Below are 25,191 nucleotides of genomic sequence, written 5' to 3'. Positions count from 1 at the left end.
CAGTAGCCGGTGTAGTCAGCCGACTACACCGCTCCGCGCTCCATCCGAAGGACCGATATGACCATCACCGTCACCCAGCTCGGCAGCCGTATCGGCGCCCGCATCGACGGCGTCACCCTCGGTGGCGACCTCGACGCCGCCACCGTCACCGTCATCCGCACCGCCCTGTTGCGTCACAAGGTGGTGTTCTTCGGTGACCAGCACCATCTCGACGACGACGGCCAGCAGGCCTTCGCCGGACTGCTCGGAACCCCCATCGGCCACCACGCCTTCAAGGGCGCCGGCGTCATCGCACCGATCGACTCCGAGTACGCGAAGGCCACCCGCTGGCACACCGACGTCACCTTCCTGCCCGACTACCCGGCCATCTCGGTGCTGCGGGCGGTGACCCTGCCCAGTTACGGCGGCTCGACGCTGTGGGCCTCGACCGCGGCCGGCTACGACGCGCTGCCCGATCCGCTCAAGCGCCTCGCCGAGAACCTGTGGGCCCTGCACAGCAACCGTTACGACTACGCCGCCGCACCGGCCGACGAGGCCACCGACACCCAGCGCGCGCTACGCGAGATGTTCGGCAAGCCGGATTTCCGCACCGAGCACCCGGTGGTGCGGGTGCACCCCGAGACGGGCGAACGCACCCTGCTCGCCGGCGATTTCGTGCGCGGCCTGCTCGGCATGGACAGCCACGAATCCCATGCCCTGCTGGACCTGTTGCAACGCCGGATCACCGTGCCGGAGAACACCATTCGGTGGACCTGGGCGCCCGGTGACGTGGCCATGTGGGACAACCGGGCCACGCAGCACCGCGCCGTCGACGACTACGACGACCAGCGCCGGGTGATGCACCGGGTCACGCTGGCCGGCGATGTCCCGGTCGACGTGTACGGCCGGACCAGCCGCGCCGTCGGCGATGTGCTGGAGCGCCGGGCCGGCTGAACTCACAGTCTGGCCAAGTATGAGACGAGCCCGAAACGGGCATGGTGGAGTAGACCTGTCCACTATGCGAAAGCGAGGCCGCGATGCTGGGCCTGCCCGACGGCGTGCGCGCCTGCCTGTTCGACCTGGACGGCGTGCTCACCGACACCGCCAGCGTGCACAAGACGGCGTGGAAGGCGATGTTCGATGACTACCTCCGGGCCCGCGCAATCCGCACCGGTGAGCCGTTCATGCCGTTCGACATCGACCACGACTACCTCACCTATGTCGACGGCAAGCGCCGCGAGGACGGGGTCCGCGCCTTCCTGAACAGCCGCGGTATCGACCTGCCCGAGGGCGGACCCGACGATCCCCCGGAGGCCGAGACGGTAGCCGGCCTGGGCAACCGCAAGAACGCCATGTTCCAGCGGGTGCTGCACACCGACGGGGTGACCGTGTTCGACGGCTCCCGGCGCTACCTGGCCGAGGCCGCCGGCGCGGGACTCGGCGTGGCGGTGGTGTCCTCCAGTGCCAACACCCGCGAGGTGCTGGAGGTGACCGGGCTGGCCCGCTATGTGCAGCAGCGCGTCGACGGCGTCACGCTGCGCGAGGAGCACCTGCCCGGTAAACCGGCGCCGGATTCGTTCCTGCGGGCCGCGCAACTGCTGGACACCGAGCCGGCCGCCGCCGCCGTCTTCGAGGACGCGCTGGCCGGTGTGGCCGCCGGCCGCGCCGGGAAGTTCGGCTGTGTGGTGGGCGTGGATCGGGTCGGTCAAGCCGACGAATTGCGTTCGCACGGCGCCGATATCGTCGTCACTGACCTCGCCGACCTGTTGCGGGACGGCCGATGATCACCCACGACGCATTTCCGGTCGAACCCTGGCAGATCCGCGAGACGCGGCTGGACCTGGACATGCTGGCCCAGGCGGAATCGATCTTCGCGCTGTCGAACGGGCATATCGGACTGCGCGGCAACCTCGACGAGGGCGAACCGCACGGATTGCCGGGTACGTATCTCAACTCGTTCTACGAAACCCAGGCCCTGCCCTACGCGGAGAGCGGATTCGGCTACCCGGAAGCCGGCCAGACCATCGTCGACATCACCAACGGCAAGATCCTGCGCTTGCTCGTCGACGACGAACCCTTCGACGTCCGGTACGGCGAACTCGTCGACCACGAACGGGTGCTCGATCTGCGGGCCGGCACGTTGTCACGGGTGGCCCAATGGCGTTCGCCGGCAGGCAAACAAGTCAAGGTCACCTCGACCCGGCTGGTGTCACTGACCCAGCGCAGCGTGGCCGCCATCGAGTATGTCGTCGAGGCTCTCGACGAATTCGTCCGTCTGACAGTGCAATCCGAGCTGGTCGCCAACGAGGACCAACCCGAACGATCGGACGATCCCCGAGTGGCCACCCGGCTGGAGCACCCGCTGCAGGCGGTGCATCACGAGCACACCGAGACCGGGGGCCTGCTGGTGCACCAGACGACGGCCAGCGGACTGATGATGGCTGCCGCTATGGATCACGACGTCGAGGTTCCCGGCCGGGTCGAGATCACTACCGATTCCCGTCCCGATCTGGCCCGCACGACGGTGATCTGCGGTCTGCGGCCCGGTCAGAAACTGCGCATCGTCAAGTATCTGGCCTATGGCTGGTCCAGTCTGCGCTCGCGCCCGGCGCTGCGCGACCAGGCCGCCGGGGCGCTGGCCGGCGCGAAGTACAGCGGCTGGCAGGGCCTGCTCGACGGCCAGCGAGCGTATCTCGACGAGTTCTGGGACAGCGCCGATGTCGAGGTGTTCGGTGACCCCGACTGCCAGCAAGCGGTGCGGTTCGGGTTGTTCCACGTGCTGCAGGCCAGCGCGCGTGCCGAACGCAGGGCGATCCCCGGCAAGGGGCTCACCGGTACCGGCTATGACGGCCATGCGTTCTGGGATACCGAGGGTTTCGTGCTCCCGGTGCTCACCTACACCAAGCCGCACGCCGCGGCCGACGCGCTGCGCTGGCGGGCGGCCACCCTGGACCTGGCCAAGGACCGGGCGCGCCAACTGGGCCTGGCGGGCGCCAGCTTCCCGTGGCGCACCATCCGCGGCGAGGAGTGCTCGGCCTACTGGCCGGCCGGCACGGCGGCCTGGCACATCAACGCGGATATCGCCATGGCGTTCGAGCGCTACCGCGTGGTCACCGGCGACGACAGCCTGGAACGCGAATGCGGGCTGGCGGTGCTCGTCGAGACCGCGCGGCTGTGGCTGTCGCTGGGGCATCACGACCGGCACGGGGTGTGGCACCTGGACGGGGTCACCGGCCCCGACGAGTACACCGCGCTGGTGACCGACAATGTGTTCACGAATCTGATGGCGGCACACAATCTTCGGGTGGCCGCCGCCGCCTGCCTGCGTCACCCCGAGGCGGCCCACACCATCGGCGTCACCACCGAGGAGACCGCCGCCTGGCGGGATGCGGCTGCCGCGGTGCACATCCCGTTCGACAAGGAGCTCGGGGTGCACGCGCAGTGCGAGGGTTTCACCAACCTCGCGGAGTGGGACTTCACGGCCGACACCCAGTACCCGCTGTTGCTGCACGAACACTACGTACGGCTCTACCCGACCCAGGTGCTCAAGCAGGCCGATCTGGTGCTGGCGATGCACTGGCACAGCCACGCCTTCTCCCCCACCGAGAAGGCCCGCAATGTCGACTATTACGAACGCCGCACCACCAGGGACTCGTCGTTGTCGGCATGCACCCAGGCCGTCATGTGCGCCGAGGTGGGGCACCTGGAGCTGGCCCACGATTACGCCTACGAAGCCGCGCTGATCGACCTGCGCGACCTGCATCACAACACCCGCGACGGCCTGCACATGGCCTCGCTGGCCGGCGCGTGGACGGCGCTGGTCGCCGGGTTCGGCGGACTGCGCGACGACGAGGGCATGCTGGCGCTGGATCCGCACCTGCCCGACGGGATCACCCGGCTGCGGTTCCGGTTGCGCTGGAAGGATTTCCGGCTGACCGTCGACGCCACCCACCACCAGGTGACCTACGGCCTGCGCGACGGCCCGGATGCCAGGCTGACCATCCGGCACGCCGGAGCCGACCTCGAACTCACCACGCAGGAACCGACGACCGTCGACGTCCACCCGCGCAAGCCGCTGCTGCCGGTGCCGCCGCAGCCCGTCGGCCGGGAACCGATGCGGCGCCACCTCGTCTCCGAGTGAGCGCCGCGCCGGCTACCCCGGTCAGCCCGCCGAGCTGACCGGGGTGATCGGCAGACGCCGCAACGCACCCGGCGCGTCGGCCGGCACCACCGGATGCACCGGCGGGATGGGCGACAGCCGCTGGTAGGGCAGCCCTTGGGCGGGCCGTTGGTCCTGTTCGCCCTTGTTGGGCCACAACGACGCCGCCCGTTCGGCCTGCGCGGTGATCGAAAGCGACGGATTCACACCGAGATTCGCCGAGATCGCGGCGCCGTCGGTGACATACAGCGTCGGGTAGTTGTACACCCGGTGATACGGGTCGATGACACCGGTCTCGGGGCTGTCACCGATGGCCGCACCGCCGAGGAAGTGCGCGGTGAGCGGGATGTTGAACAGCTCGCCCCAGGTGCCGCCGGCCACGCCGTCGATCTTCTCGGCGAGCCGGCGGGTCACCTCGTTGCCGGCCGGGATCCAGGTCGGGTTGGGCTCACCGTGTCCCTGCTCGGAGGACAGGATGCGCTTGCCCAGCGGTCCGCGCTTGGTGAAGGTGGTGATGGAGTTGTCCAGGTGCTGCATCACCAGTGCGATGACGGTGCGTTCGCTCCAGCGCTGCGGGTTGAGCAACCGGATCAGGCCACGGGGATCCTCGCCGGCCTGGTTCAAGAACTGCCGCCACCGCGGCACGTCCGTGCCGCCGGGCCCGGCGCCGTCGGTCATCAGGGTCTGCAGCAGACCCATCGCGTTGGAGCCCTTGCCGTAGCGCACCGGTTCGACGTGGGTGTCCGCCGTCGGGTGGATCGAGGAGGTGATGGCCACCCCGTGCGTCAGGTCGCGCTCCGGGGACACCGTGAGGGTCTGCGCACCGACGATCGATTCGGAGTTGGTCCGGGTCAGCACGCCGAGGCGCTGCGACAACTTGGGCAGCTTGCCCGTGTCGCGCATCTTGAACAGCAACTTTTGGGTGTTGTAGGTGCCCGCCGCCACGATCAGGTGGGTGGCGGTGAACGTCTTGCGCTTGCGCCGCACCTTGCTGCCGGTGCGGGCGGTGTGGATCTCCCACACCCCGTCGGGCCGTTGGCTGAAGCTGGTCACCGTCGTCATCGGATGCACCTGCGCGCCGGCCGATTCGGCCAGCCCCAGGTAGTTCTTCACCAGGGTGTTCTTGGCGCCGTGCCGGCACCCGGTCATGCATTCGCCGCATTCGATGCAGCCGGTCCTGGCCGGCCCGGCACCGCCGAAATACGGGTCCGGGACGGTCTTGCCCGGCGCCTTCTGCCCGTCCGGGCCGAAGAACACCCCGACCGGGGTGGCGACGAAGGTGTCGCCCACCCCCATGTCGTCGGCAACCTCTTTCATCAACCGGTCGGCATCGGTGAAGGTCGGGTTGGTCACCACGCCCAGCATCCGCTGCGCCTGCTCGTAGTGCGGCATCAACTCCGACCGCCAGTCGGTGATGCCCGACCACTGCTTGTCGGCGAAGAACGGCTCCGGTGGCACGTACAGGGTGTTGGCGTAGTTGAGCGATCCGCCGCCCACCCCGGCACCGGCCAGGATCATGCAGTTGCGCAGCAGGTGGATGCGCTGGATGCCGTACATGCCCAGCTGCGGCGCCCACAGAAAACGGCGCAGATCCCAGGAGGTCTTGGCGAAATCCGCGTCGGCGTAGCGCGGGCCGGCTTCCAGGACTCCCACCCGGTAGCCCTTCTCGGTGAGCCGCAGCGCGCTGACGCTGCCCCCGAAACCCGAGCCGATGATCACGACGTCATAGTCAGGCTGCATGTGATCAGTATGACGCTACCGATAGGTAACTTCTAGACAGGAAGGCCTAACTTGTAAAGAAGTCGTCGGCTTCAGCCTCCGACGGTCAGCCCGACCTTCTGGAACTCCTTGAGATCGCAATAGCCGGCCTTGGCCATCGACCTGGCCAGCCCGCCGACCAGATTCAGCGAACCGAACGGGTCGTCGGACGGGCCGTCGAGCACCTGCTTGAGCGAGGGCCGTTCCCCGAGCGCCACCTGCAGCAGCGCACCGCGCGGCAACGACGGGTGGGCGGCCGCCGACGGCCAGAACCAGCCGCCGCCGAGCGCTTCGGCAGCGGTGGCTAGCGGGGTGCCCAGCACCACGGCGTCGGCGCCGCAGGCGATGGCCTTGGCCAGGTCGCCGGAGGTGTGGATATCGCCGTCGGCCAGCACGTGCACGTACCGCCCACCGGTCTCGTCGAGGTATTCGCGGCGGGCCGCGGCGGCGTCGGCGATGGCGGTGGCCATCGGCACGCTGATGCCGAGCACCTCGTCGCTGGTCGTCACGCCGTGGGTGGAGCCGTAACCGACGATGACGCCGGCGGCACCGGTGCGCATCAGATGCAGCGCGGTGCGGTGGTCCAGCACGCCGCCGGCGACCACCGGGACGTCGAGTTCGGAGATGAATGTCTTGAGGTTCAGCGGCTCGCCATCTTGGGCGACCCGCTCGGCGGAGATGATGGTGCCCTGGATGACCAGCAGGTCGATCCCGGCGGCCACCAGGGCCGGCGTCAGCGCCTGCGCGTTCTGCGGGCTGACCCGCACCGCGGTGGTCACCCCGGCTTCGCGGATCCGCGCGACGGCGGCACCCAGCAGGTCGGGATCCAGCGGCGCCGCGTGCAGCTGCTGCAGCAATCGGATGGCGGCGGTTTCGTCGGATGCCGTGGCAGCAACGTCAGTGACCTGGGCGATCTTCTCCTCGACATTGGCGTGCCGCCCGATCAGCCCCTCGCCGTTGAGCACGCCGAGGCCGCCGAGCCGGCCCATCTCGATGGCGAACTCCACCGACACCAGGGCGTCGGTCGGGTGCGCCACCACCGGGATCTCGAACCGGTAGGCGTCCAGCTGCCAGGCGGTCGACACGTCCTTGCTGGACCGGGTGCGGCGGGACGGGACGATGTTGATGTCGTCGAGTTCGTAGGTGCGGCGGGCGGTTCTGCCCATGCCGATTTCAACCATGTCGCGCATTTGCTCGTGAGTTCCTGACCGCTAGCGGGCGTAGTAGTTCGGCGCTTCGACCGTCATGGTGATGTCGTGCGGATGGCTCTCCTTGAGCCCCGCCGCGGTGATCTGGACGAACTGCGCCTGCTGCAGGTGCTCGATCGTGTCCGACCCGGTGTAGCCCATGGCGGCGCGCAACCCGCCGGTGAGCTGGTGGATGACCGTCGACAGCGGGCCCCGGAACGGCACCCGGCCCTCGATGCCCTCGGGCACCAGCTTGTCCTCGGACAGCACGTCGTCCTGGAAGTAGCGGTCCTTGGAGAAGCTCTTCTGCGTACCGCGGCCCTGCATGGCGCCCAGCGAACCCATGCCGCGGTAGCTCTTGAACTGCTTGCCGTTGACGAAGATCAGGTCACCGGGCGACTCGGCGGTGCCCGCCAGCAGCGAGCCCAGCATCGCGGTGGACGCGCCGGCGGCCAGCGCCTTGGCGATATCGCCGGAGTACTGCAGACCACCGTCGGCGATCACCGGCACGCCCTTGGGCGAGCAGGCGGCGACGGCTTCCAGGATCGCGGTGATCTGCGGGGCCCCGACACCGGCGACCACCCGGGTGGTGCAGATGGAGCCCGGCCCGACCCCGACCTTCACGGCGTCGGCGCCGGCCTCGACCAGGGCGGCGGCCGCGGCCCGGGTGGCCACGTTGCCGCCGACCACGTCGACCCGTTCGCCGACGACGGACTTGAGCCGGCTCACCATGTCCAGCACCAGCCGGTTGTGCGCGTGCGCGGTGTCGACGATCAGGACGTCCACCCCCGCGTCGACCAGCGTCATGGCCCGGGTCCACGCGTCGTCGCCGATGCCGACGGCCGCGCCGACCAGCAGCCGGCCGTCGCTGTCCTTGGTGGCCAGCGGGAACTGCTCGGTCTTGACGAAGTCCTTGACGGTGATCAGGCCGGTCAGCTTGCCGTGTCCGTCGACGATGGGCAGCTTCTCGATCTTGTTGCGTCGCAACAGGCCCAGCGCGGCCTCGGCCGAGACGCCCTCCTGGGCGGTGATCAGCGGCGCCTTGGTCATCACCTCGGCGACCGGCTTGTCCAGGTCGACCTCGAACCGCATGTCCCGGTTGGTGATGATGCCGACCAGGGAGCCCTTGTCGTCGACCACCGGAAGACCGGAGATCCGGAACCGGGCGCACATCGCGTCCACCTCGGCCAGCGTGTTGTCCGGCGAGCAGGTCACCGGGTCGGTCACCATGCCCGCCTCGGAACGCTTGACCGTCTCGACCTGGCCGGCCTGTTCGGCCACCGACAGGTTGCGGTGCAGCACCCCCATGCCGCCGGCGCGGGCCATGGCGATGGCCATCCGGGATTCGGTGACGGTGTCCATCGCCGAACTCACCAGCGGGACCTTCAACCGGATGCGCTTGGTCAGCTGACTGGACGTGTCCACATTGGCCGGCACCACATCCGAGGCGGCCGGCAGCAGCAGGACATCATCGAATGTCAGCCCGAGCATCGCGATCTTCGTCGGATCATCACCGCCGGTGGAAACCGGTACGGCGAGCGGGATGCTGCTGCTTTCAGCAATCGACATGGGTGGAGCCTCCAGGAACCAACAGGCGTGGATCTAAAGGTCCATCTTATCGGCACTGACCTCGATGCTCGTGACTACACCCGCCGGGTCTCGCCCAGGGTGAACGGCTGGCGCGGATGTGGCGGGCCTGCGTAGGCTAGATGCGTGCGCGATGACTTCCCGCCGGGGCTGCCGCCTGACCCGTTCGCCGATGACCCGTGCGATCCGTCGGCCGCGCTCGACGCGATCGAACCCGGCCTGCCGCTCGATCCGCAGGAACGAAGCGCCGTCGAAGCCGATCTCGCCGATCTGGCCGTGTACGAGGCCCTGCTCGCCCACAAGGGAATCCGCGGGCTGGTCGTGTGCTGCGACGAGTGCCAGCAAGACCACTATCACGACTGGGACATGCTGCGGGCGAACCTGCTGCAGCTGCTGGTGGACGGCACGGTGCGCCCGCACGAGCCGGCCTACGACCCGGAACCCGATGCCTACGTGACGTGGGACTACTGCCGCGGCTATGCCGATGCGTCCCTCAACGAGGCCACCTCGGAACCCGACGGGTACCGCTGATCTCCTGATTTACCCGGCGGCGCGCAACATCAGTGCCCGCCCGGTTGCCCGCCCGGCACCGTCGTCGTGGTGACCACCACTTCGGGCGCCCGTTGCTGCGGCGCCGAAGCCTCCTTGGTCGCCTGCACCGTTTCCTCGGCATGCGCCTGCGGCGGCTGGTTGCGGGCCGGCGGCGTGCTGGGCTCCTGCTGTTGCACCGGCGGTGCCGCCGACGGCGGTGCCTCCACCGCCGGGGCGATCGTCGTCGTGGTGGTCGTGCGGGCCACGGTCGCCTGGGTCGTCGTGGTCGCGGTGGTCGCGGTGGTGCTCGGCGCGACGGTCGTCGTGGTGGTGGTCGTGCTGGGTGCCACCGTCGTGGTGGTGGTCGTGGCGCTCGGCGTGACCGTGCTGGTGGCGGTCGAGGTGCTCGGGACAGCCGAGGTCGTGGTGGTCGACGGCGCCGGCTCCGACGTCGTGGTGGAGGCGTCGACGCTCGGCGAGGTCGATGTCGAGGACGAGGCCGATGTCGATGTTTCCGACGGCGGCGTGGTCGTGACGGTGACCTCGGATCCGGGCGTCGTCGGCACGCTGGTCACCTCGGGCGGCGTCGACACCGTGGTGGTGTCGGTGCTGCTCTCGATGACCGGCAGCGGCAGCAGCGTCAGCGGCGAGGACGGCAACTCCGGCAGCGGCTGCCCCGGCGGCGGCAGTGTGGCGGCCGGGTCCTGCTCGACGACCTTGTAGGTCAAGGCATTCCACTGCTGGATGAGTTCGGATTTGCGCTCGACGGTCTCGACGCTCTGCACCTTGGTCGACAGCGCGGCCAACCGTTCCTGGGCCTGATCCCACTGGCCGTTGTCGATGAGCTGCTGCACCTGCTGCATCTCGGTCTGCGCGGCCAGCACCACCGCGTCATCGCGGGTCTGCCTCTGGTCACCGAACAGCAGGGTGTGCAGGCCGTAGAGCCCGTCGCCGGGATCGGCGCTGTACACCACCGACGCGAAGCCGCCGAGGCACAGCACCGCCGCCGCGGCGGAACCGATGACCGCCAGCGATCGCCGGTTACGTCGCCGCGAGGAGAAATCCAGTGCGTTGCGCAGCGCGGACTCGGCCTCCAGCGGCGGCACCACATGGTCGATGGGTACCTGCCGGACCTCGTCGCGCCAGCCGGCCAGCAGGAAGGCCAGTTCGGCGTCGGCGCGGTCGGTCGAGTAGACCGGCTGCTCGGCGGCCAGCGCGTCGAGGAACTTGTCGGCGCGGTTGATGTCGTTGAGCGAGGGATCGCCGCCATTGGCGGTCCAGCGGCCGAAATCAGGCATAGTCGCCTCCGACCGCGGTGATCTCGGACTTCAGCTTGGCCAGCGCCCGGTGCTGCGCGACGCGGACCGCGCCCGGCGTGCTGCCCACCGCCTCGGCCACCTCTTCGGCACTCATCCCGACGACGACGCGCAGGATGATGATCTCGCGCTGCTTCTCGGGCAGCGTGGCGAGCAGGCGGTCCATCCGCGCCGAGGCCTCGGAGTCCAGCGCCCGCTGTTCGGGCCCGGCTTCCCCCGAGAACCGCTCCGGCACCACATCGGTGGGTTCGGACCGGTTACGCGCCGACGCCCGGTGGGCGTCGGCGATCTTGTGCGCAGCGATGCCGTACACGAAGGCCAGGAACGGACGTCCCTGATCCTGGTAGCGCGGCAGCGCCGTGATGGCGGCCAAGCACACCTCCTGCGCAATGTCATCTGCCGATAGACCACTTCGTTCTGCTGACCCGATCCGCGCCCGGCAATACCGGACGATGATCGGGCGGATGGTCTCCAGCACCACCCGAAGCGCGTCCCGGTCACCGGCCACCGCATCAGCGACGACAGCATCGAGACGTTCTCCCGAAATTGTCATCGTGGGCGATATCTCCAGCGTTACGTAAGGGACACATCCAGGCAGGGTGTGCGTCAGATAAACACTAACGATCCGGCGGTGCCGATCCGCTTCAGCGACGCGTCCACACGCCGCCTCTGCGTCGCACTGTATCGGCGGCGGCGTCCCGAACGGCCGCGACGTGCGCGGGCGGATGCACCGTACTGCCGATATCGGCGAGCAGGCAGGCCAGCGCCCACCGCAGCGGGATCAGGCCGAGCCGTTCGGTCTCGCCGAACGCCTCGTCGGCGACGCGGCGGGCGTCCGGGAGGCGCCCGGCGCTGCACAACGCGGCGGCCAGCACCACGGCCGATTTGATCGCGTGCCGCGCCGATGCGGTCGATTCGGCCAGCTCGATCGCCCGTTCGGCATGGCCGACGGCGGCCGCGCCGGCACCGCAGGCCATGTCCAGTTCGGCCGACACCCACTGCAGGCGCACGGGCAGCCGGGCCGGTCCGGAGCCGTCGATCAGCCGATCGGCCCGTTGCAGCAAGGCCGCCGAAAGCGCGAACCGTCCCACCCCCAGGGCATCGGCGGCCAGGCCGACGAGCGCATCGGCGCCGGCCTCACGGTCGGGGCCGGCCGCCGCCCAGGCCCGGCCGTCCCAGCCGCGGGCGAGGTCGTGCCCGCCGAGCTGGCGCAGGAACGACGCACGGGTGCTGTAGGCCAAAGACAGCAGCGGCCCGCGCTCCGGGGCCCGCGCGACGGCGGCGAGGTCGGCCAGGGCGCTGGCGTAGCGCCCCTGGCCACCCTCTGCGACGGCGCGCAGCCACGATTCGCGCTGTGAGGTCGCCGCAGGCAGGGGCCAGAGGTCCGGACGGGGGCCGAAAGCGGCCTCGGCCAGGCACGTTGTCGCAGACGTCATCGGACTGCGACGGTATCAACGCCCCGGCCACGCGCCGAGACGGCGTGACGAAAGCAACCTTGGTTAACACTTGGTGGTCACCATGTTTCCGATAGATCAACGGCACCGTCGGTACCGGATAAAAGTAAACTGGGCGAACTGCGGAAATGCGCATGAGTGTCGGCCCGGCGCCGTTTCTGGAGCACTCTTCGCGTTGCATGCGGGTCGCAATGATGAACGTGATGTAAATTCTCACGCTGCGGCTATGTGGTTACGCACACGACCTGCCTATTGACCTTTTTTCGGTAGCCCTTCTACGTTGTGTGCACGAGTGGTCATCGGCGACAAGTGCTCGGATCGGTTCCGCGAATCACGCTCGTACGCGTTCGCGAATTGGGTGTGAAGAGAGGGGTTTTCCACATGCCACAGCCGCAGCAACTTCCCGGACCAAATGCCGATATTTGGGATTGGCAAATGCAAGGTCTTTGCCGAGGTGTCGATTCTTCGGTCTTTTTCCATCCCGACGGCGAGCGCGGCCGGGCCCGCGCGCAGCGTGAGATGCGCGCCAAGGAAATGTGCCGCAGCTGCCCGGTGATCACCCAATGCCGTACGCACGCCCTCGCCGTCGGTGAGCCCTACGGCATCTGGGGCGGCTTGAGCGAATCCGAGCGCGAGATGCTGCTCAAGCGCGGGATCCGCCGCACCGCCTGAAACCGAACTGACGAAAGGCCTCGCCCGCGCGCCGGGCGGGGCCTTTCTGCGCCCGCAGCCGTCGGCGCGGTGGTAATCCTTGACCGTCCGCACGCGCCCGGTAGCCAGGAGGTCCCATGCCCACCGATCCATCGACCGAAGGCACCGTGATCGTCACGGAGACCGGCGCGGGGACCTATACCCAGGAGATCATCGCCGGGTCGCACCGGCTGACCGCCGACGAGCCACAACCGGTCGGCGACGACGAGGGTCCGACCCCCTACGACCTGCTGCTCGCGGCGCTGGGGTCGTGCACCTCGATGACGGTGCGGATGTACGCCGGTCGGAAGGGCTGGCCGCTGGATCGAGTCCGGGTGACGCTGCGGCACTCCCGCATCCACGCCAAGGACTGCGCCGAATGCGAAACCACCAAGGGGTGGATCAGCCACATCGATCGGGAGCTGGAACTGATCGGTGACCTCGACGACGATCAGCGCCAGAAGCTGATGGACATCGCCGAGCGGTGCCCGGTCCATCAGACGCTGACCGGCGAGGTCCGGATCACCACCGCGCTGCGCTAGCGGGTTGCCGCGCCGATCAGAACACCCGGCGCGGCACCAGCACCACGCGCCACCGGTCGGGATCCTCGAAGGTCAACGCGCCCACCTTGGTCCAATACGGGTTCTCCGGTTCGACCGGCTCATGCCCGGCGGCCGCGAGGCGCTCGACCACGTCGTACATCGCGGCCTCGCCGTGGAAGTACAGCACCAGCAGGTTGTCCAGCGTGGGTGCCGGACAAGGACTTCCGTCGACATGCGTGGTGAATTCCAGGTGATACTCGGTACCGGGTAGACCCAGCATCACGCCCGTGTAGCCGTCGTGGTCCTCGAACCGGTAGATGACGGGCAAACCGAGGTGTTCGGCGTAGAAGCGCTGCACCTCCGCCAGCCGATCGGTGGGCCGGGCGACGCGGATCTGGGCAACCTCGATGGTCATGCCCGCCAGTGTCCGACCTCAACGAGGCTTGAGGTCAAGTCCGCCCCGCGGTGATGTCGATGCTGTGACGTCGACGACGCCGCGGCCCCCCGTGTTACCGGACTGGGTCCGAAATCTCGGAATGGCCTGGGCAAACTCTCAGTTCCGTCTCAGTCACCGCCGGAAGATGGTGGTTAAGCAACTGTGCTCTTTGATGATCGAAGAAAGTGATGCACACACCACGATGACAAACCCTGAGCAACAACCCTTTCAGCCTCACGACCCGAATGCTCCCCTGACCCAGCCGATTCCGCGCGTCCAGGACTGGCGGTACGCCACCCAGCAACCGGTGCCGCCGTTCTACCAGCCTGTCCCCCATGCCAATCCGGCACCGGCGGGCGCAAAGCGCCCGCGGGTGGCGCTGCTCGCGGCCGGCGCCCTCGCCGTGGCGGTGGCCGGCGGTGGGATCGGTGCCACCGCGGCGTGGATGGCCCATCCGCAGAGCGCCACCGTCCCGCACGCGGTCGCCGCGCCGACCGCCGGAGCCCAGGCGCCGGCGTCGAAGCCGGCCGCCAACGCGCCCACCGGTTCGGTCGAGCAGGTGGCGGCCAAGGTGATGCCCAGTGTGGTGAAACTGCGGATCGAGATGGGCCAGGGTGAGGCCGAGGGTTCCGGTGTGGTGCTGAGCCCCGACGGCCTGATCCTGACCAACAATCACGTTGCGTCGGCCGGTTCGGAGGGGTCCGACGGTGCCCAACCGGCAGCGATGGGCAACGGCGCCGGCGTGACCAGGACCGTGACGTTCTCCGACGGCCGGTCGGTGCCGTTCAGTGTGGTCGGCACCGACCCCACCGGTGACCTCGCGGTCGTGAAGGCCGAAGGTGTCTCCGGTCTGACCCCGATCGCCATCGGCTCGTCCAAGGACGTCAAGGTCGGCGAGCAGGTGGTGGCCATCGGGTCACCGCTGGGCCTGCAGGGCACGGTCACCACCGGCATCGTCAGCGCGCTGAACCGGCCGGTGGCCGCCGGTGACGCCGCCGGCGGCCAGGCCTCGGTGCTCGACGCCATCCAGACCGATGCGGCGATCAACCCGGGCAACTCCGGCGGCGCACTGGTGAACATGAAAGGTGAACTGATCGGGATCAACTCGGCGATCGCCACGCTGGGTGCCGGACAGGGCAGTCCGGGCGGCGGTGGCGGCGAGAGCGGTTCGATCGGGCTGGGCTTCGCCATCCCGTCGGATCAGGCCAAGCGCATCGCCGACGAATTGGTGTCCACCGGCACGGCCGGCCACGGCTCGCTCGGCGTGCAGCTCAGCGCCAACCCGACGGCCGCCAGCGGGGCCGCCATCGCCGGGGTGGCCGACGGTGGCCCGGCCGCGGCGGCAGGCATCCCGGACGGGGCGGTGATCACCAAGGTCAACGATCAGGTCATCGACGGACCCGAGGCGCTGGTCGCGGCGGTGCGTTCGAAGGCGCCCGGGGACAGCGTCGCGCTGACCTACCTGGATCCCTCGGGCGCGTCCCAGACCGCCCAGGTGACGCTCGGAAAGGCGTGAGCACCAGCTGACCCACCGACCGACGGCCGCCGCAATGCCCCCTCCCCCTCATTGCGGCGGCCGTTTTCGTCATACGGCCTGCTGAGCAGCCGGTGCCGGCGCCCCGAGCTGCCGGACCACGAAATCCGCTGCCTGGTCCGCCATTCCGTTGTCCTTGTAGGCGCTGTGCGCGGCCCGGTCCAGGCTGATGCCCGGTGAGCACACCGGGTCACCGGGCGCGCACAGCTCGAGCGTCTTGGCCTGGTACCGACCGCCGATCTCGATGGGCGGTGCCTGGCGGTCCGCCAGGCCGAGGAACAGGGGCGAGGGAGTGCCGAACAACACGACAGCGGCGACGTGCGGGGCCACCGACGCCGGCATGGGACCGGAAAGGCCGGCCGGCAGCACGAATCCGGCCGGCACGCTGTCGGCTGTGGTGTAGGCGGCGACCGCGGCGCCCTGGGAGTAGCCGCCGAGCACGATCTTGGTATTCGGGCAGCCGGCGGCCGTGGACTCGATGGTGTTGGCGGCGTCGGCGACGCCCTGCGCGGCCTCGGCGAAATCCAGTGATGCCGGGTAGTTGACGGCGTAGGGGCTCACCGATTCGCCGGGCAACCGGGCGGTGAGCGCGTCGACGAAGGCCTGGCCGGTGGCGCCGACGCCCGGCGCCTCGAATGTGCCGCGGGCGAAGACCACCTGCACGTCCGGGCACGCGGGTGCGGCGGCCGCGGTTGCCTGCGGCCCCAGTAGGGCCGTGACGGACAGGCCGGCCGCGACGAGCGTGGATCCGGTGGTGAGTTTCATGGTGAGACCTCTCAGTGGTGGCGCTGCGGCAATGTGGGCCAAGCGTCCCGTGCCCGGGGTGGGGTACGCATCGCAGCTGGCAACAAGCTGTGAATACCTGCTACCCGGTAGTGCAGACGGCGGCCAGCCAGGATGCCCCCGGCACCCGGTCGGGTCGACGATGGTCACATCATCGACCACCACGAAGGAAACGTCATGAAAGTCAATGTTTTTCGAGCATCTGGCATCGCCGTGGCCGCCGCCGCGGTGGGTATCGGACTGGCTCCCGTCGCCGCCGCGGCGCCCTCGCCGGTGTGCGATCGCCCCGGCACCACCTGCGCCGGCACCGGTGACTACAGCGCCAACTTCAGCGAACCGGTCTCGCAGCCGGATCCCTACGGGTTCCTGTTCTGGCAGCAGCCCTGACCCCGTTCCTGCCAACCACGGGAAACATCCTGCCAGCCGGAATGATATTGCACCGCACCAGGTTTCAACCATCAACGGAGTAACGCCGACAGAGGAAGATGATCACCATGAAGAAGTTCGGATTCGCCACCCTGATCGCCACCGGCATGACCGCCGCCGTCCTGGGCCTGGCCGGCCCGGCGGAAGCCGCCACCCCCACCGGTCCGCACTACAGCGTCGACAACCAGGACGAGGTGAACACCACCAACGGCTTCGTCGACCAGGCCTTCTGACCGCCGCATCGAGACACACCCCCGGCCCGCCACGCCGGGGGTGTTTTTCGTAGGGTGATCGCGTGCGGACCCGACGCATCGACAACGGCGGCGCCTCGGTGCTGGTCGCCGAGGGCGACGACGTGACCGTGGCCCGCGGCATCCGGTACGCGAGCGCCGAACGGTTCGGCGCCCCGGAGCCGGTGCCGACCGGCGCGGGGCTGATCGACGCGACCGTACGCGGGCCGGCCTGCCCCCAGTTGCCGTCCCGGCTGGAGTTCGCCACCGGCGCGGTGATCGACGGCCTGCGGATGAGTGAGCAATGCCAGGTGCTCAGTGTCACCGCACCGACCGGTGCAGACCGGCTGCCGGTGATGGTGTGGTTCCACGGCGGGGCCTACGTGTCCGGCGGCGGCGAGTCGGCGAAATACGATCCGCATGCCCTGGCCGCCGAGGGACAGGTCGTGGTGGTCACGGCCACCTACCGGCTGGGCGTCTTCGGGTATCTGAACCTGCACGATCCGCGGACCGAGAACATGGGCCTGCGTGATCAGCTGTGTGCGCTGCGCTGGGTGCGGGACAACATCGCCGCCTTCGGCGGGGATCCGGCCCGGGTGACGATCTTCGGGCAGTCCGCGGGCGGCGATTCGGTGATGGCGTTGATGTTGTGTGAGGAGTCCGCGGGCCTGTTCACCCGGGCCATCCTGCACAGCGCCCCGCTGGGCCTGCGGGGCGACCGGTCGGAGCTGACGGCTGCCATGCGCGACGCCGCGATGACGTCGCTGGGCGGGGTGCCGGCACGCGAAGCCGACGTCGCGCAGCTACTCGACGCGCAGATCGCCGCGGCGCGAGCCGCCCAGCGGTTCGGCCGGCTGGGGTTGATGCCGTTCGCACCTCTTGTCGGGATGGCACCGCTGCCGTCGGCCGAGGAGATCCCGGCGCGGATCGCCGACGCGGCGTCCCGGGTCGACGTCCTGGTGGGTTACACCCGTGCCGACGGGCGGCCCTTCGTCGCGATGGACCCGCGGGGCCACCGCCTGCAACGGCTCGGCCCGCCGGGCACCCTGCTCGCGGCGGCGATCGGGCGCAATCTGACCAAGCGCCTGTTCGGCGGGCCCGCAATCGAATTCGCCGACACCTGGGCTCGTGCGGGCGGACGTTCGGCGACCTTCCGTGTCGACTGGGCTCCCCCGCGGGCGCCGCTGGGCGCCTGCCATTGCATCGAACTCCCCCTGCTGCTGGGGTCACCGGAGGCCTGGGCGGACGCGCCGATGCTCGGCCCCGACCCGCACCCGATCAACGCCACGGTGGGCCGCCGGATGCGGGCGCTGTGGAGCGCCTTCGCCCGTGACGGTGTCGCCGCGCTGGGAACGACGCCGCTGACCATCGGGTGATCGGATACCGCCACCAACGGTTTCGTCGACCGGGCGTTCTGAAGCCCAGGGAGTCCGCACAGTCGTTTCCAAAAGGCGATATCGCCGGTGATATCGCCTTCGGGGAACAAGTCAGGAGAAGACGTACTCGATGTCGGTGAAGGCGTCGGCGGCCAGGACATAGAAGAACCGCAACGTGTCGGTGCCGGTGTTTCTGATGCCGTGTTCACCGAAGCCGGGGATGAAGACATTGCAGCCCGGGCTCACCCGGTGGTCGGTGCCGTCGAGCGTGACGACGCCTTCGCCCGACAACACGTAATAGGTCTCCGCCTGCTCGTGGCGATGAAGGGCCAGGTATCCGTCCACGGGAATGTCGGCAACCCCGGTGACCATGCGCGCGGTCGGCGTTGAGTCGGCCGAGAAGAGGGTGCGAAACGTGAGGCGACCGCGGTGATCGTTCCAGCTCGTGATCTGACGCTCGTTCTCGTCGAGCACCAACGGCTGCGCGTCGGGGGCAAGATCCATGTCGCCAGTACACATCACGCCGGTGGAATTCCGCTCCGCGCACTGCTCGCAGACCCCTAGTGTTGAACACACATCACCAGGTGCCGGGGGCAGCACCGCGGCGGGGAGATTTGGGGGGAACATGCGAAAACAGCTCGTCGTGGGAATCGGGGTCGCTGCAGTGCTTGCCGGGGGCTTCGTCGGCACACCGCGGGCCCACGCGGACGATCAGTCATTCCTGAACGAACTCCGGGCCAACAACTTCCCGGGTCTGTTCTTCGCAGGCCAACAAATGCCCGACGCCGCCGTGGTGGCGCAGGGTTATATGGCCTGCAATCGGATGCATCTGGGGCAATCGGCCGACGATTTGATCGCACAGGTGAATCCTGCCGACGCCACCATCGGTCGCATGCTGGTGCGCGCCGCACAACACAATCTGTGTCCGGACACGCTGTGACGTCGGTAGGTGGCGTGGCCGAGCAGATGAGCCGCTAAGGACTCGGCACCGGGTCGAGACCGAAGACCGCGGTCGGGGCCGACTTGCCCTTCAACGCGTGCGATCCGCGGTCGATGAGTCCGGGCGGTCGAGAGGCCAGCGCTTCGACGGTCTCGCGGGTGAGCAGGATGGCGTCGCCGGTGGTCTTGGTGAGTTGCTCGACGCGGGCAGCCACATTCGTCGTGTCGCCGATCAGGGTGAACTCAAGATGAGGGCCGCCGCCGATGGTGCCGGCGATCACCGAACCGGTGTTGATCCCGATGCCGATCCGCAGCTCACCGCCGAATCGCTGGGCGACGAGGCGGTGAATCTGCACGGCGGCGCTCACTGCGGCGTCAGCGTGGTCCGCGAGATCGTTGGGAGCGCCGAAGACGGCCATCGCGCCGTCACCGAGGAACTTGTTGACGTGACCGCCGGCGTCGACGACGGCCGGCACCACGATCTCGAACACGGCGTTGAGCCGCGCGACGGTGTCCTCGGCGGTGTTCGCCTCGGCGAACGGGGTGAAGTCGCGGATGTCCACGAACATCACCGTCACCTCGCGGCGCTCGCCGGTGAACACGTCGTCGCCCTGCTCGAGCAGCCGCGCGGCGAGAGCGGGGTTGACGTAGGCGCCGAAGGCCGCCTGAAGTCGTTGCCGCTCAGCCAAACCCGCCTGCATGCGGTTGAACGACGCCGCCAGCACCCCGAGATCGTCGTCCTGAACCACCGGTACGCGCCTGCTGTAGTCACCGGCAGCGACACGTTCGGTGCCCTCCGCGAGATCCCGAATCGGCCGCATCGACGGTGAGAAGCCGACACCGACGGCCAACGGGATTCCGAACCCGACCGTCATCGCAGCGCCGACCCCGAGGTACAGCAGCGGCTGCGGGCTGGCCCCGACGATCGCGGCCACCAGCATCGCGCCTTCGACGGAGAAGACGAACGCGGTCGCCAGCACCGTCATGCTCGACCACGCGGCGATGGTCGGGCGGGCGCGCGGTAGCGAGTCGCCGATGCTCGTGTCGCCGGCGATCGCGAGCCGTGCCGGCCGAGCGGCCGCCTCCAACATGCTGTGCAGACCGATGAGATACGTCATGGTGCCGATCGCGGCGGCCAGCAGCCCGTACTGGGCGAGTCGCGGTCCGCCCGCTCCGGCGATCGCACCGACGATCACCGACATCAGTGCGAAGCTGACCGCGTTCATCCAGAGCGCCCGGGCAAACGCGTTGCGGGAGAAGCTGTATGTGGCCTTGAGCGCGGTGGCCCGATCGACGTCGTGGCCGGCCACCCATTGCTCGACCGGGCGGTAGCGCTTGCGGTCGGCGAATGCCGCGTACACATTGACCGCCAGCAGGGCGACGAGGGTGACGACGGCTGCCTCGACGTAGTGACGGGAACCTTCGAGAGCGACGATGAGGAACGACCAGAACAGGTAGACCGGCAGTCCTGCCGGCAATACGACGGCCAGACCTGCCCAGCGATGTCGCGCTCCGAACCGGTCCCACGCCCACTGCCAGATGCGGTCCATGCCCGGACACTAGAGGCCCAGCGCCCACCGTTGTACGGATTTGCGGTCCGAATGCGGCACGTCGGTGCGCGCCGGTCGGTCTGCTGACGAAAACGCCCCCGGCCCAAGCGGACCGGGGGCGCTTCGCGACGCTACGAACTAGTGCGCGTGACCGTGGTGGCCGTGGCCGTGCTCTTCCTCCTCGGCCGGCTTGTCGACGACAGCCGTCTCGGTGGTGAGCACCATCCGGCCGACCGACGCGGCGTTGAGCACCGCCGAGCGGGTCACCTTGGCCGGGTCCACGATGCCCTCGGCGAACAGGTCGCCGTAGGTCAGCGTGGCGGCGTTGAAGCCCTGGCCGTTGGGCAGCTCGCCGACCTTGTTCACCACGACCGAGCCGTCCAGCCCGGCGTTGGTGGCGATCCAGTACAGCGGGGCCGACAGCGCGTTGGCGAACGCCTCCAGGCCGATCAGCTCGTCGCCGGACAGCGACGACCGCAGGCCGTCGAGAGCGGCGCGCGCCTGCACCAGCGCGGCACCGCCACCGGTGACGATGCCCTCTTCGACGGCCGCCTTGGCGGCCGCGACCGCGTCCTCCACGGCTTCCTTGCGCTTCTTCAGATCGGTCTCGGTGGCCGCGCCGACCTTGATCACCGCGACACCGCCGGCCAGCTTGGCCAGCCGTTCCTGCAGCTTCTCGCGGTCCCAGTCGGAATCGGTGTTCTCGATCTCGCTGCGCAACTGGGCGATGCGCCCGTCGATGTCGGCCTTGGTGCCGGCACCGTCGACGATCACGGTGCTGTCCTTGTTGACCACCACGCGCCGGGCCGAGCCCAGCACCTCGAGGCCGGCTTCGCGCAGCAGCAGACCCACATCGGGGTTGACGACCTGGCCGCCGGTCACGATGGCGAGGTCGTCGAGGAACGCCTTGCGGCGGTCCCCGAAGAACGGCGCCTTGACCGCGACGGCCTTGAGCGTCTTGCGGATGGAGTTGACCACCAGGGTGGACAGCGCCTCGCCCTCGACGTCCTCGGCGACGATCAGCAGCGGCTTGCCGGCCTGGGCCACCTTTTCCAGCAGCGGCAGCAGGTCGGGCAGTGAGCTGATCTTGTCGCGGTGCAGCAGCACCAGCGCGTCTTCGAGCACCGCTTCCTGCGAGTCGAAGTCGGTGACGAAGTAGGCCGAGATGAAGCCCTTGTCGAAGCCGACGCCCTCGGTCACCTCCAGCTCGGTGTTCAGGGTCGAGGACTCCTCGACGGTGACGACACCGTCGTGGCCGACCTTGGTGATGGCCTCACCGACCAGCTCGCCCACCTCTTCGTCACGCGACGAGACGGTGGCGACCTGGACGATGGCCTTCTTGTCCGAGACGGGGGTGGCGGCGGCCAGCAGCGCCTCGGACACCGCATCGGCGGCCTTCGAGATGCCCGAGCCCAGCGCGATCGGGTTGGCACCGGCCGCGACGTTGCGCAGCCCGGCTTTGACGATCGCCTGCGCCAGCACGGTGGCGGTGGTGGTGCCGTCACCGGCGACGTCGTTGGTCTTGGTGGCCACCGACTTGACCAGCTGGGCACCGAGGTTCTCGAACGGGTCCTCGAGGTCGATCTCACGGGCGATGGTGACGCCGTCGTTGGTCACGACCGGCCCACCGAAGGCCTTGGCCAGCACCACGTGCCGGCCGCGCGGTCCCAGGGTCACCCGGACGGCGTCGGCAAGCTTGTCGACACCGGCCTCCATGGCCCTGCGCGCAGTCTCGTTGAATTCGATCTGCTTGCTCATAAATGTCCTTTAGGGGAAAGAACGCATACCGCCCCGGATATCGCCCGTACACATACGGGGATCTCCGGGGCGGGACACGAGTGCTTGTTACTTGGAGACGACAGCCAGCACGTCGCGGGCCGAGAGGATCAGGTACTCCTCGCCGCCGTACTTGATCTCGGTGCCGCCGTACTTGCTGTAGATGACGGTGTCGCCCTCGGCAACGTCCAGGGGGATCCGCTTCTCGCCATCCTCATCCCAGCGGCCGGGGCCAACTGCGACGACGGTGCCTTCCTGCGGCTTCTCCTTGGCGGTGTCGGGGATGACCAGACCGGACGCGGTCGTGGTCTCGGCCTCGTTGGCCTGAACGAGGATCTTGTCCTCGAGTGGCTTGATGTTCACGCTCGCCACGATGGAGCCCTCCACTTGTTGGGTATGAGTCCGGTTTTCCCGGGTCCTCGGTTTTCCAGGTGTTCGGCATACGTCCGTGCCCTCGCTCCGTCGTCGCGGGTGCCGGCGCTGGGGCTGGCCGCTGCCACCTAGCACTCTATACACGCGAGTGCTAGCACTCAAGGATGGGCTCTGATTGTGCGAGCGCGGGTGCCACCAGCCGATTCGACATCGCCGCCCTGCGAACCCGAACTCCCAGCGGTCTCCCAGGAAACCGACCCTACGGTGAAAATATGACGGGGGATGGAGTACTGGGGGTTTCACCGGAGGTCGTGCAACGGGTATCCGCGGCCGTCTCGGCAAGCGCGGACGAGCTGATCAGCGGACTGCAGGCACTGGACGCCGAGGTGTCCGGGTTCGTGGGCAGCGGATGGACAGGGTTGTCCAGCGGTTCCTTCGCGCGGTCGTTCTGGCGCTGGCACGAGGGTGCGGTGCAGGTTCACGCGGGCCTGGCCGAGATGGCCAACCTGCTGAACACCGCGGCCACCGCTTACCGGCGACAGGACGAGTCCGCGGCCGCAGCCTTGTCCGGCGACGCGGGCCGTATGTGAGATGTCCGATGAGTTCGGGGTCAACACGGACGAGTTGATGGCGATCGTGGATCGGATCGCCGCTTTCGAGAAGCGGATCGAGGCCATGATCGCCGACGTCGATCGGCAGGTCGAGGGTCTGCACGCGACCTGGCAGGGCACGGCGGCATCGGCACAGGCCGACGCGCACCGGCGCTGGACCGCGGGCGCCCAGCAGATGCGTGACGCGTTGAAGGACCTGCACGAGGCCGGCAGTAAGGCGCACCGGAACTACACCGGGGCCGCCCGGGCCAATCTGAGCATGTGGTCGTGACCGGCGATGGCACCGCCGATCGTCGTCGACCCGAAAGCACTGGACGCGGCCGGTCAAACCATGACCGCGCAGGCCGGTGACCTGGCCAAGGCAGTAACTGTCCTCGGCGGCGCACTGGCCGGCTCCGCCGGGATGTGCGGGAACGACCCTGCCGGCATCGTTCATGGCCGCGCCTACGACACGTCGGCCAAGTCGCTGCTGGAAGCGATGATCGATCTGACCAACGGCATGGCGCGCACCGGTGATGCGGTACGCACCAGCGCGGTCAACTATTCGCTCGCCGAGGTCGCGTCCAACACGCACGGCAGCGGTGGACCGCCACTGCCGGCGGTGGCTCCGACCCCAGCGGCCAGCGCACCGCTGCCGCCGTCGGCGCAGGGTAACTTCGACAGCGCTCCCCTGGGTTGGGCGCTGGTCGAGCCGTTCCTCGGCATGATCTGGCCCAACGGTGACTCCGGCCGGCTGCGCGCCGCCGCCGAAGCCTGGTCCGCTGCCGGCTCGGCATTCCTGGCCACCGAGGCCGAGATGATCGGCGCGTTCGGCGTCGTTGCCGGCCAGCACATCCCGGAAGGCGCGAAGATCGGCCAAGCCGTGAACGCGTCCAGCGTGAACTCGACGACCCTGTTCAACCAGTGCGTCACCGTGTCGTCGAACTTGGTCGACTACGCCGGCCAGATCGATGCCGTCCACGCCGCGATACTCGATCTGCTCTCACGGATCGTCAATCCGCTCACGGGCATTCGCGAAGTGTGGGACATCGTCACCGGCGACGACAACGACGAGATCAAGAAGATCGCCGACGATATCCGCGTCGTGATCGACAACTTCAAGGCCGAGGTCGCGGCCCTGGCTCAACTGCTGGCTCCCATCGTCGCCGCCGCCGAGGCGGTGATCTCGGCGATGGGCCAGTACCTGAAGCTGGAGTTGGAACAGTTCGGCGACGCCGCGTACAACGTGCTCGCCGATGTGGTGAACGGCGCGGCGAGCTTTGGCAATGCGGCCCTGCACAATCCGCTCGATGCGGCCGCGATGGTCGGCGGCGCCGCCATGATGGGACTGGGCGCCGGGCTCGAGGTGCCCGGTGTGCTGCTCGACGCCACCGGCGTGGGCGCCATCGGTGGTGTTCCCCTCAACCTCGCCGGCGCCGGGCTGATGGCCGGCGGCGCCACCATCGCCGGTGGTGGTGCGCTGGACCTGTCTCAGCATGTCGCCGAGAACGGCGTGATCGTGATGCACGCTCACATCGGGCGCCCTGGCGAGGGTGTCGATCGCGGCGACGGCCGAGACCCGTACGGGCACATCACCGGGCGGCAAGGGGGCGGATATGCGCGGCAACGGGAAGCCGAGGGTATCGAGAACTACGAGGACCGCAATCCGGGTCGCTGGGTGACCACCGAGCAACGCAAAGCGACGGTGAACGGCGGTGCGAGTGGTGGTCGGTTCTACGATGGCTTGGGACGCCTACCCGACGGCACCTACGAAGGCATCGAGGTCAAGTCAGGTGGCGCATCGCTCTCACCGGGGCAGCGCGCCTTCGACAGTCAGGTGTCCCCAACCAATCCGGCATACGTCACCATCACCAACGAGCAAGGGGTAGTGGAAACCGTGAAGATCACCAGGGTCCGTGTCGAAACGGTGCCGGGCGAATGAGACTTGAACGACCCACCCACATTCAGAAGACCAA

26 protein-coding genes are annotated in these 25,191 nt (G+C 68.7%); 14 read left to right on the top strand and 12 right to left on the bottom strand.

The genetic code is table 11. The annotated features are described in order from the left end of the window. Window positions 1–57 precede the first annotated feature (57 nt). The 3 genes from BN977_RS23295 to BN977_RS23285 all read left to right on the top strand — a co-directional run bounded on the left by BN977_RS23295 (window position 58) and on the right by BN977_RS23285 (window position 4,120). Entirely contained in the window at window positions 58–933 is an 876-nt protein-coding gene (locus tag BN977_RS23295) for a TauD/TfdA dioxygenase family protein (protein WP_036401839.1), read from the top strand. Between the two features lie 83 nt (window positions 934–1,016). After that, a complete protein-coding gene (locus BN977_RS23290) occupies window positions 1,017–1,763 on the top strand; it encodes a beta-phosphoglucomutase family hydrolase (protein ID WP_036401837.1) in 747 nt (248 codons plus the stop codon). Then, window positions 1,760–4,120, top strand: coding sequence for a glycoside hydrolase family 65 protein (locus BN977_RS23285; protein WP_024455158.1), 2,361 nt, complete (start codon window positions 1,760–1,762; stop codon window positions 4,118–4,120). Before BN977_RS23290 ends, BN977_RS23285 begins: the two co-directional genes overlap by 4 nt. A 21-nt stretch (window positions 4,121–4,141) precedes the next feature. On the opposite strand, the gene BN977_RS23280 is transcribed toward BN977_RS23285, so the two are convergent. The 3 genes from BN977_RS23280 to guaB all read right to left on the bottom strand — a co-directional run bounded on the left by BN977_RS23280 (window position 4,142) and on the right by guaB (window position 8,652). Beyond that, complete coding sequence (locus BN977_RS23280; protein ID WP_036401834.1) at window positions 4,142–5,878, bottom strand: GMC family oxidoreductase; 1,737 nt, start codon at window positions 5,876–5,878, stop codon at window positions 4,142–4,144. 71 nt (window positions 5,879–5,949) lie between these two features. Next, entirely contained in the window at window positions 5,950–7,086 is a 1,137-nt protein-coding gene (locus BN977_RS23275; RefSeq protein WP_036401832.1) for a GuaB3 family IMP dehydrogenase-related protein, read from the bottom strand. 21 nt (window positions 7,087–7,107) lie between these two features. Then, window positions 7,108–8,652, bottom strand: a complete 1,545-nt coding sequence (gene guaB / locus BN977_RS23270; RefSeq protein WP_024455161.1) for an IMP dehydrogenase — start codon at window positions 8,650–8,652, stop codon at window positions 7,108–7,110. 144 nt (window positions 8,653–8,796) lie between these two features. On the opposite strand from guaB, the gene BN977_RS23265 reads away from it, so the two are divergent. Then, window positions 8,797–9,201 (top strand): DUF5319 domain-containing protein, encoded by a 405-nt coding sequence (locus tag BN977_RS23265; RefSeq protein ID WP_024455162.1) that lies wholly within the window; start codon window positions 8,797–8,799, stop codon window positions 9,199–9,201. A gap of 29 nt (window positions 9,202–9,230) precedes the next feature. On the opposite strand, the gene BN977_RS23260 is transcribed toward BN977_RS23265, so the two are convergent. From BN977_RS23260 to BN977_RS23250, 3 genes are all read right to left on the bottom strand, one after another. Continuing rightward, a complete protein-coding gene (locus BN977_RS23260; RefSeq protein ID WP_036401829.1) occupies window positions 9,231–10,499 on the bottom strand; it encodes an anti-sigma-D factor RsdA in 1,269 nt (422 codons plus the stop codon). Then, complete coding sequence (locus BN977_RS23255) at window positions 10,492–11,070, bottom strand: sigma-70 family RNA polymerase sigma factor (RefSeq protein ID WP_024455164.1); 579 nt, start codon at window positions 11,068–11,070, stop codon at window positions 10,492–10,494. The genes BN977_RS23260 and BN977_RS23255 overlap by 8 nt, the downstream gene beginning before the upstream one ends. Before the next feature lie 91 nt (window positions 11,071–11,161). Beyond that, on the bottom strand, window positions 11,162–11,953 hold the full coding sequence (locus tag BN977_RS23250; protein ID WP_036401826.1) for a hypothetical protein: 792 nt from the start codon (window positions 11,951–11,953) through the stop codon (window positions 11,162–11,164). Between the two features lie 399 nt (window positions 11,954–12,352). Here BN977_RS23250 and BN977_RS23245 point away from each other — a divergent pair, with 399 nt between their 5' ends. Together BN977_RS23245 and BN977_RS23240 are read left to right on the top strand one after the other, a co-directional pair. Beyond that, window positions 12,353–12,643 carry a WhiB family transcriptional regulator gene (locus BN977_RS23245; RefSeq protein ID WP_036404241.1) on the top strand — a complete coding sequence of 97 codons (291 nt, stop codon included), beginning with the start codon at window positions 12,353–12,355 and terminating at the stop codon, window positions 12,641–12,643. 116 nt (window positions 12,644–12,759) lie between these two features. Continuing rightward, entirely contained in the window at window positions 12,760–13,203 is a 444-nt protein-coding gene (locus BN977_RS23240) for an OsmC family protein (RefSeq protein ID WP_036401825.1), read from the top strand. Between the two features lie 16 nt (window positions 13,204–13,219). On the opposite strand, the gene BN977_RS23235 is transcribed toward BN977_RS23240, so the two are convergent. Further along, window positions 13,220–13,618, bottom strand: a complete 399-nt coding sequence (locus tag BN977_RS23235) for a VOC family protein (RefSeq protein WP_036401823.1) — start codon at window positions 13,616–13,618, stop codon at window positions 13,220–13,222. A gap of 223 nt (window positions 13,619–13,841) precedes the next feature. On the opposite strand from BN977_RS23235, the gene BN977_RS23230 reads away from it, so the two are divergent. Next, window positions 13,842–15,155 (top strand): S1C family serine protease, encoded by a 1,314-nt coding sequence (locus BN977_RS23230; protein WP_109790272.1) that lies wholly within the window; start codon window positions 13,842–13,844, stop codon window positions 15,153–15,155. 69 nt (window positions 15,156–15,224) lie between these two features. Here BN977_RS23230 and BN977_RS23225 read toward each other — a convergent pair whose 3' ends face one another. Next, window positions 15,225–15,938, bottom strand: coding sequence for a cutinase family protein (locus tag BN977_RS23225; protein WP_024455170.1), 714 nt, complete (start codon window positions 15,936–15,938; stop codon window positions 15,225–15,227). 195 nt (window positions 15,939–16,133) lie between these two features. Here BN977_RS23225 and BN977_RS23220 point away from each other — a divergent pair, with 195 nt between their 5' ends. The 3 genes from BN977_RS23220 (at window position 16,134) to BN977_RS23215 (ending at window position 17,988) form a co-directional block, all read left to right on the top strand. Beyond that, on the top strand, window positions 16,134–16,343 hold the full coding sequence (locus tag BN977_RS23220; protein ID WP_131590193.1) for a hypothetical protein: 210 nt from the start codon (window positions 16,134–16,136) through the stop codon (window positions 16,341–16,343). Between the two features lie 107 nt (window positions 16,344–16,450). Continuing rightward, window positions 16,451–16,615 (top strand): hypothetical protein, encoded by a 165-nt coding sequence (locus tag BN977_RS32955; RefSeq protein WP_165576366.1) that lies wholly within the window; start codon window positions 16,451–16,453, stop codon window positions 16,613–16,615. A gap of 62 nt (window positions 16,616–16,677) precedes the next feature. Further along, window positions 16,678–17,988 carry a carboxylesterase family protein gene (locus tag BN977_RS23215; RefSeq protein ID WP_036401821.1) on the top strand — a complete coding sequence of 437 codons (1,311 nt, stop codon included), beginning with the start codon at window positions 16,678–16,680 and terminating at the stop codon, window positions 17,986–17,988. Window positions 17,989–18,099: 111 nt separating this feature from the next. Here the strand turns inward: BN977_RS23215 and BN977_RS23210 are convergent, their stop codons facing one another. Further along, entirely contained in the window at window positions 18,100–18,615 is a 516-nt protein-coding gene (locus tag BN977_RS23210) for a cupin domain-containing protein (protein WP_206666842.1), read from the bottom strand. A gap of 16 nt (window positions 18,616–18,631) precedes the next feature. Here BN977_RS23210 and BN977_RS23205 point away from each other — a divergent pair, with 16 nt between their 5' ends. After that, window positions 18,632–18,928 (top strand): DUF732 domain-containing protein, encoded by a 297-nt coding sequence (locus BN977_RS23205; RefSeq protein ID WP_227456874.1) that lies wholly within the window; start codon window positions 18,632–18,634, stop codon window positions 18,926–18,928. 34 nt (window positions 18,929–18,962) lie between these two features. On the opposite strand, the gene BN977_RS23200 is transcribed toward BN977_RS23205, so the two are convergent. The 3 genes from BN977_RS23200 to groES all read right to left on the bottom strand — a co-directional run bounded on the left by BN977_RS23200 (window position 18,963) and on the right by groES (window position 22,625). Beyond that, the gene (locus BN977_RS23200; RefSeq protein WP_036401817.1) at window positions 18,963–20,477 is read right to left on the bottom strand and encodes an adenylate/guanylate cyclase domain-containing protein; all 1,515 of its coding nucleotides are present in this window, start codon (window positions 20,475–20,477) and stop codon (window positions 18,963–18,965) included. Window positions 20,478–20,615: 138 nt separating this feature from the next. Then, window positions 20,616–22,235, bottom strand: a complete 1,620-nt coding sequence (gene groL, locus BN977_RS23195; protein ID WP_024455176.1) for a chaperonin GroEL — start codon at window positions 22,233–22,235, stop codon at window positions 20,616–20,618. Window positions 22,236–22,322: 87 nt separating this feature from the next. Further along, on the bottom strand, window positions 22,323–22,625 hold the full coding sequence (gene groES, locus BN977_RS23190) for a co-chaperone GroES (protein WP_024455177.1): 303 nt from the start codon (window positions 22,623–22,625) through the stop codon (window positions 22,323–22,325). A 272-nt stretch (window positions 22,626–22,897) separates the two neighbouring features. Between groES and BN977_RS23185 the strand changes: the two genes are divergently transcribed. Genes BN977_RS23185 through BN977_RS23175 form a run of 3 tightly spaced genes read left to right on the top strand, consistent with a single transcriptional unit; the run spans window position 22,898 to window position 25,157 of the window. Next, the gene (locus tag BN977_RS23185; RefSeq protein WP_036401813.1) at window positions 22,898–23,215 is read left to right on the top strand and encodes a WXG100 family type VII secretion target; all 318 of its coding nucleotides are present in this window, start codon (window positions 22,898–22,900) and stop codon (window positions 23,213–23,215) included. A gap of 1 nt (window position 23,216) precedes the next feature. Beyond that, window positions 23,217–23,507 carry a WXG100 family type VII secretion target gene (locus BN977_RS23180; protein ID WP_036401812.1) on the top strand — a complete coding sequence of 97 codons (291 nt, stop codon included), beginning with the start codon at window positions 23,217–23,219 and terminating at the stop codon, window positions 23,505–23,507. A gap of 6 nt (window positions 23,508–23,513) precedes the next feature. Next, window positions 23,514–25,157: a hypothetical protein gene (locus BN977_RS23175; protein WP_036401810.1), complete on the top strand. Its 1,644-nt coding sequence runs from the start codon at window positions 23,514–23,516 to the stop codon at window positions 25,155–25,157. The last annotated feature ends 34 nt before the right edge of the window (window positions 25,158–25,191 follow it).

The organism is Mycolicibacterium cosmeticum, assembly GCF_000613185.1.
GTDB lineage: Bacteria > Actinomycetota > Actinomycetes > Mycobacteriales > Mycobacteriaceae > Mycobacterium > Mycobacterium cosmeticum.
The sequence above is the reverse complement of the archived record's forward strand: the minus strand, read 5'-3'. Positions and strand labels throughout refer to the sequence as shown.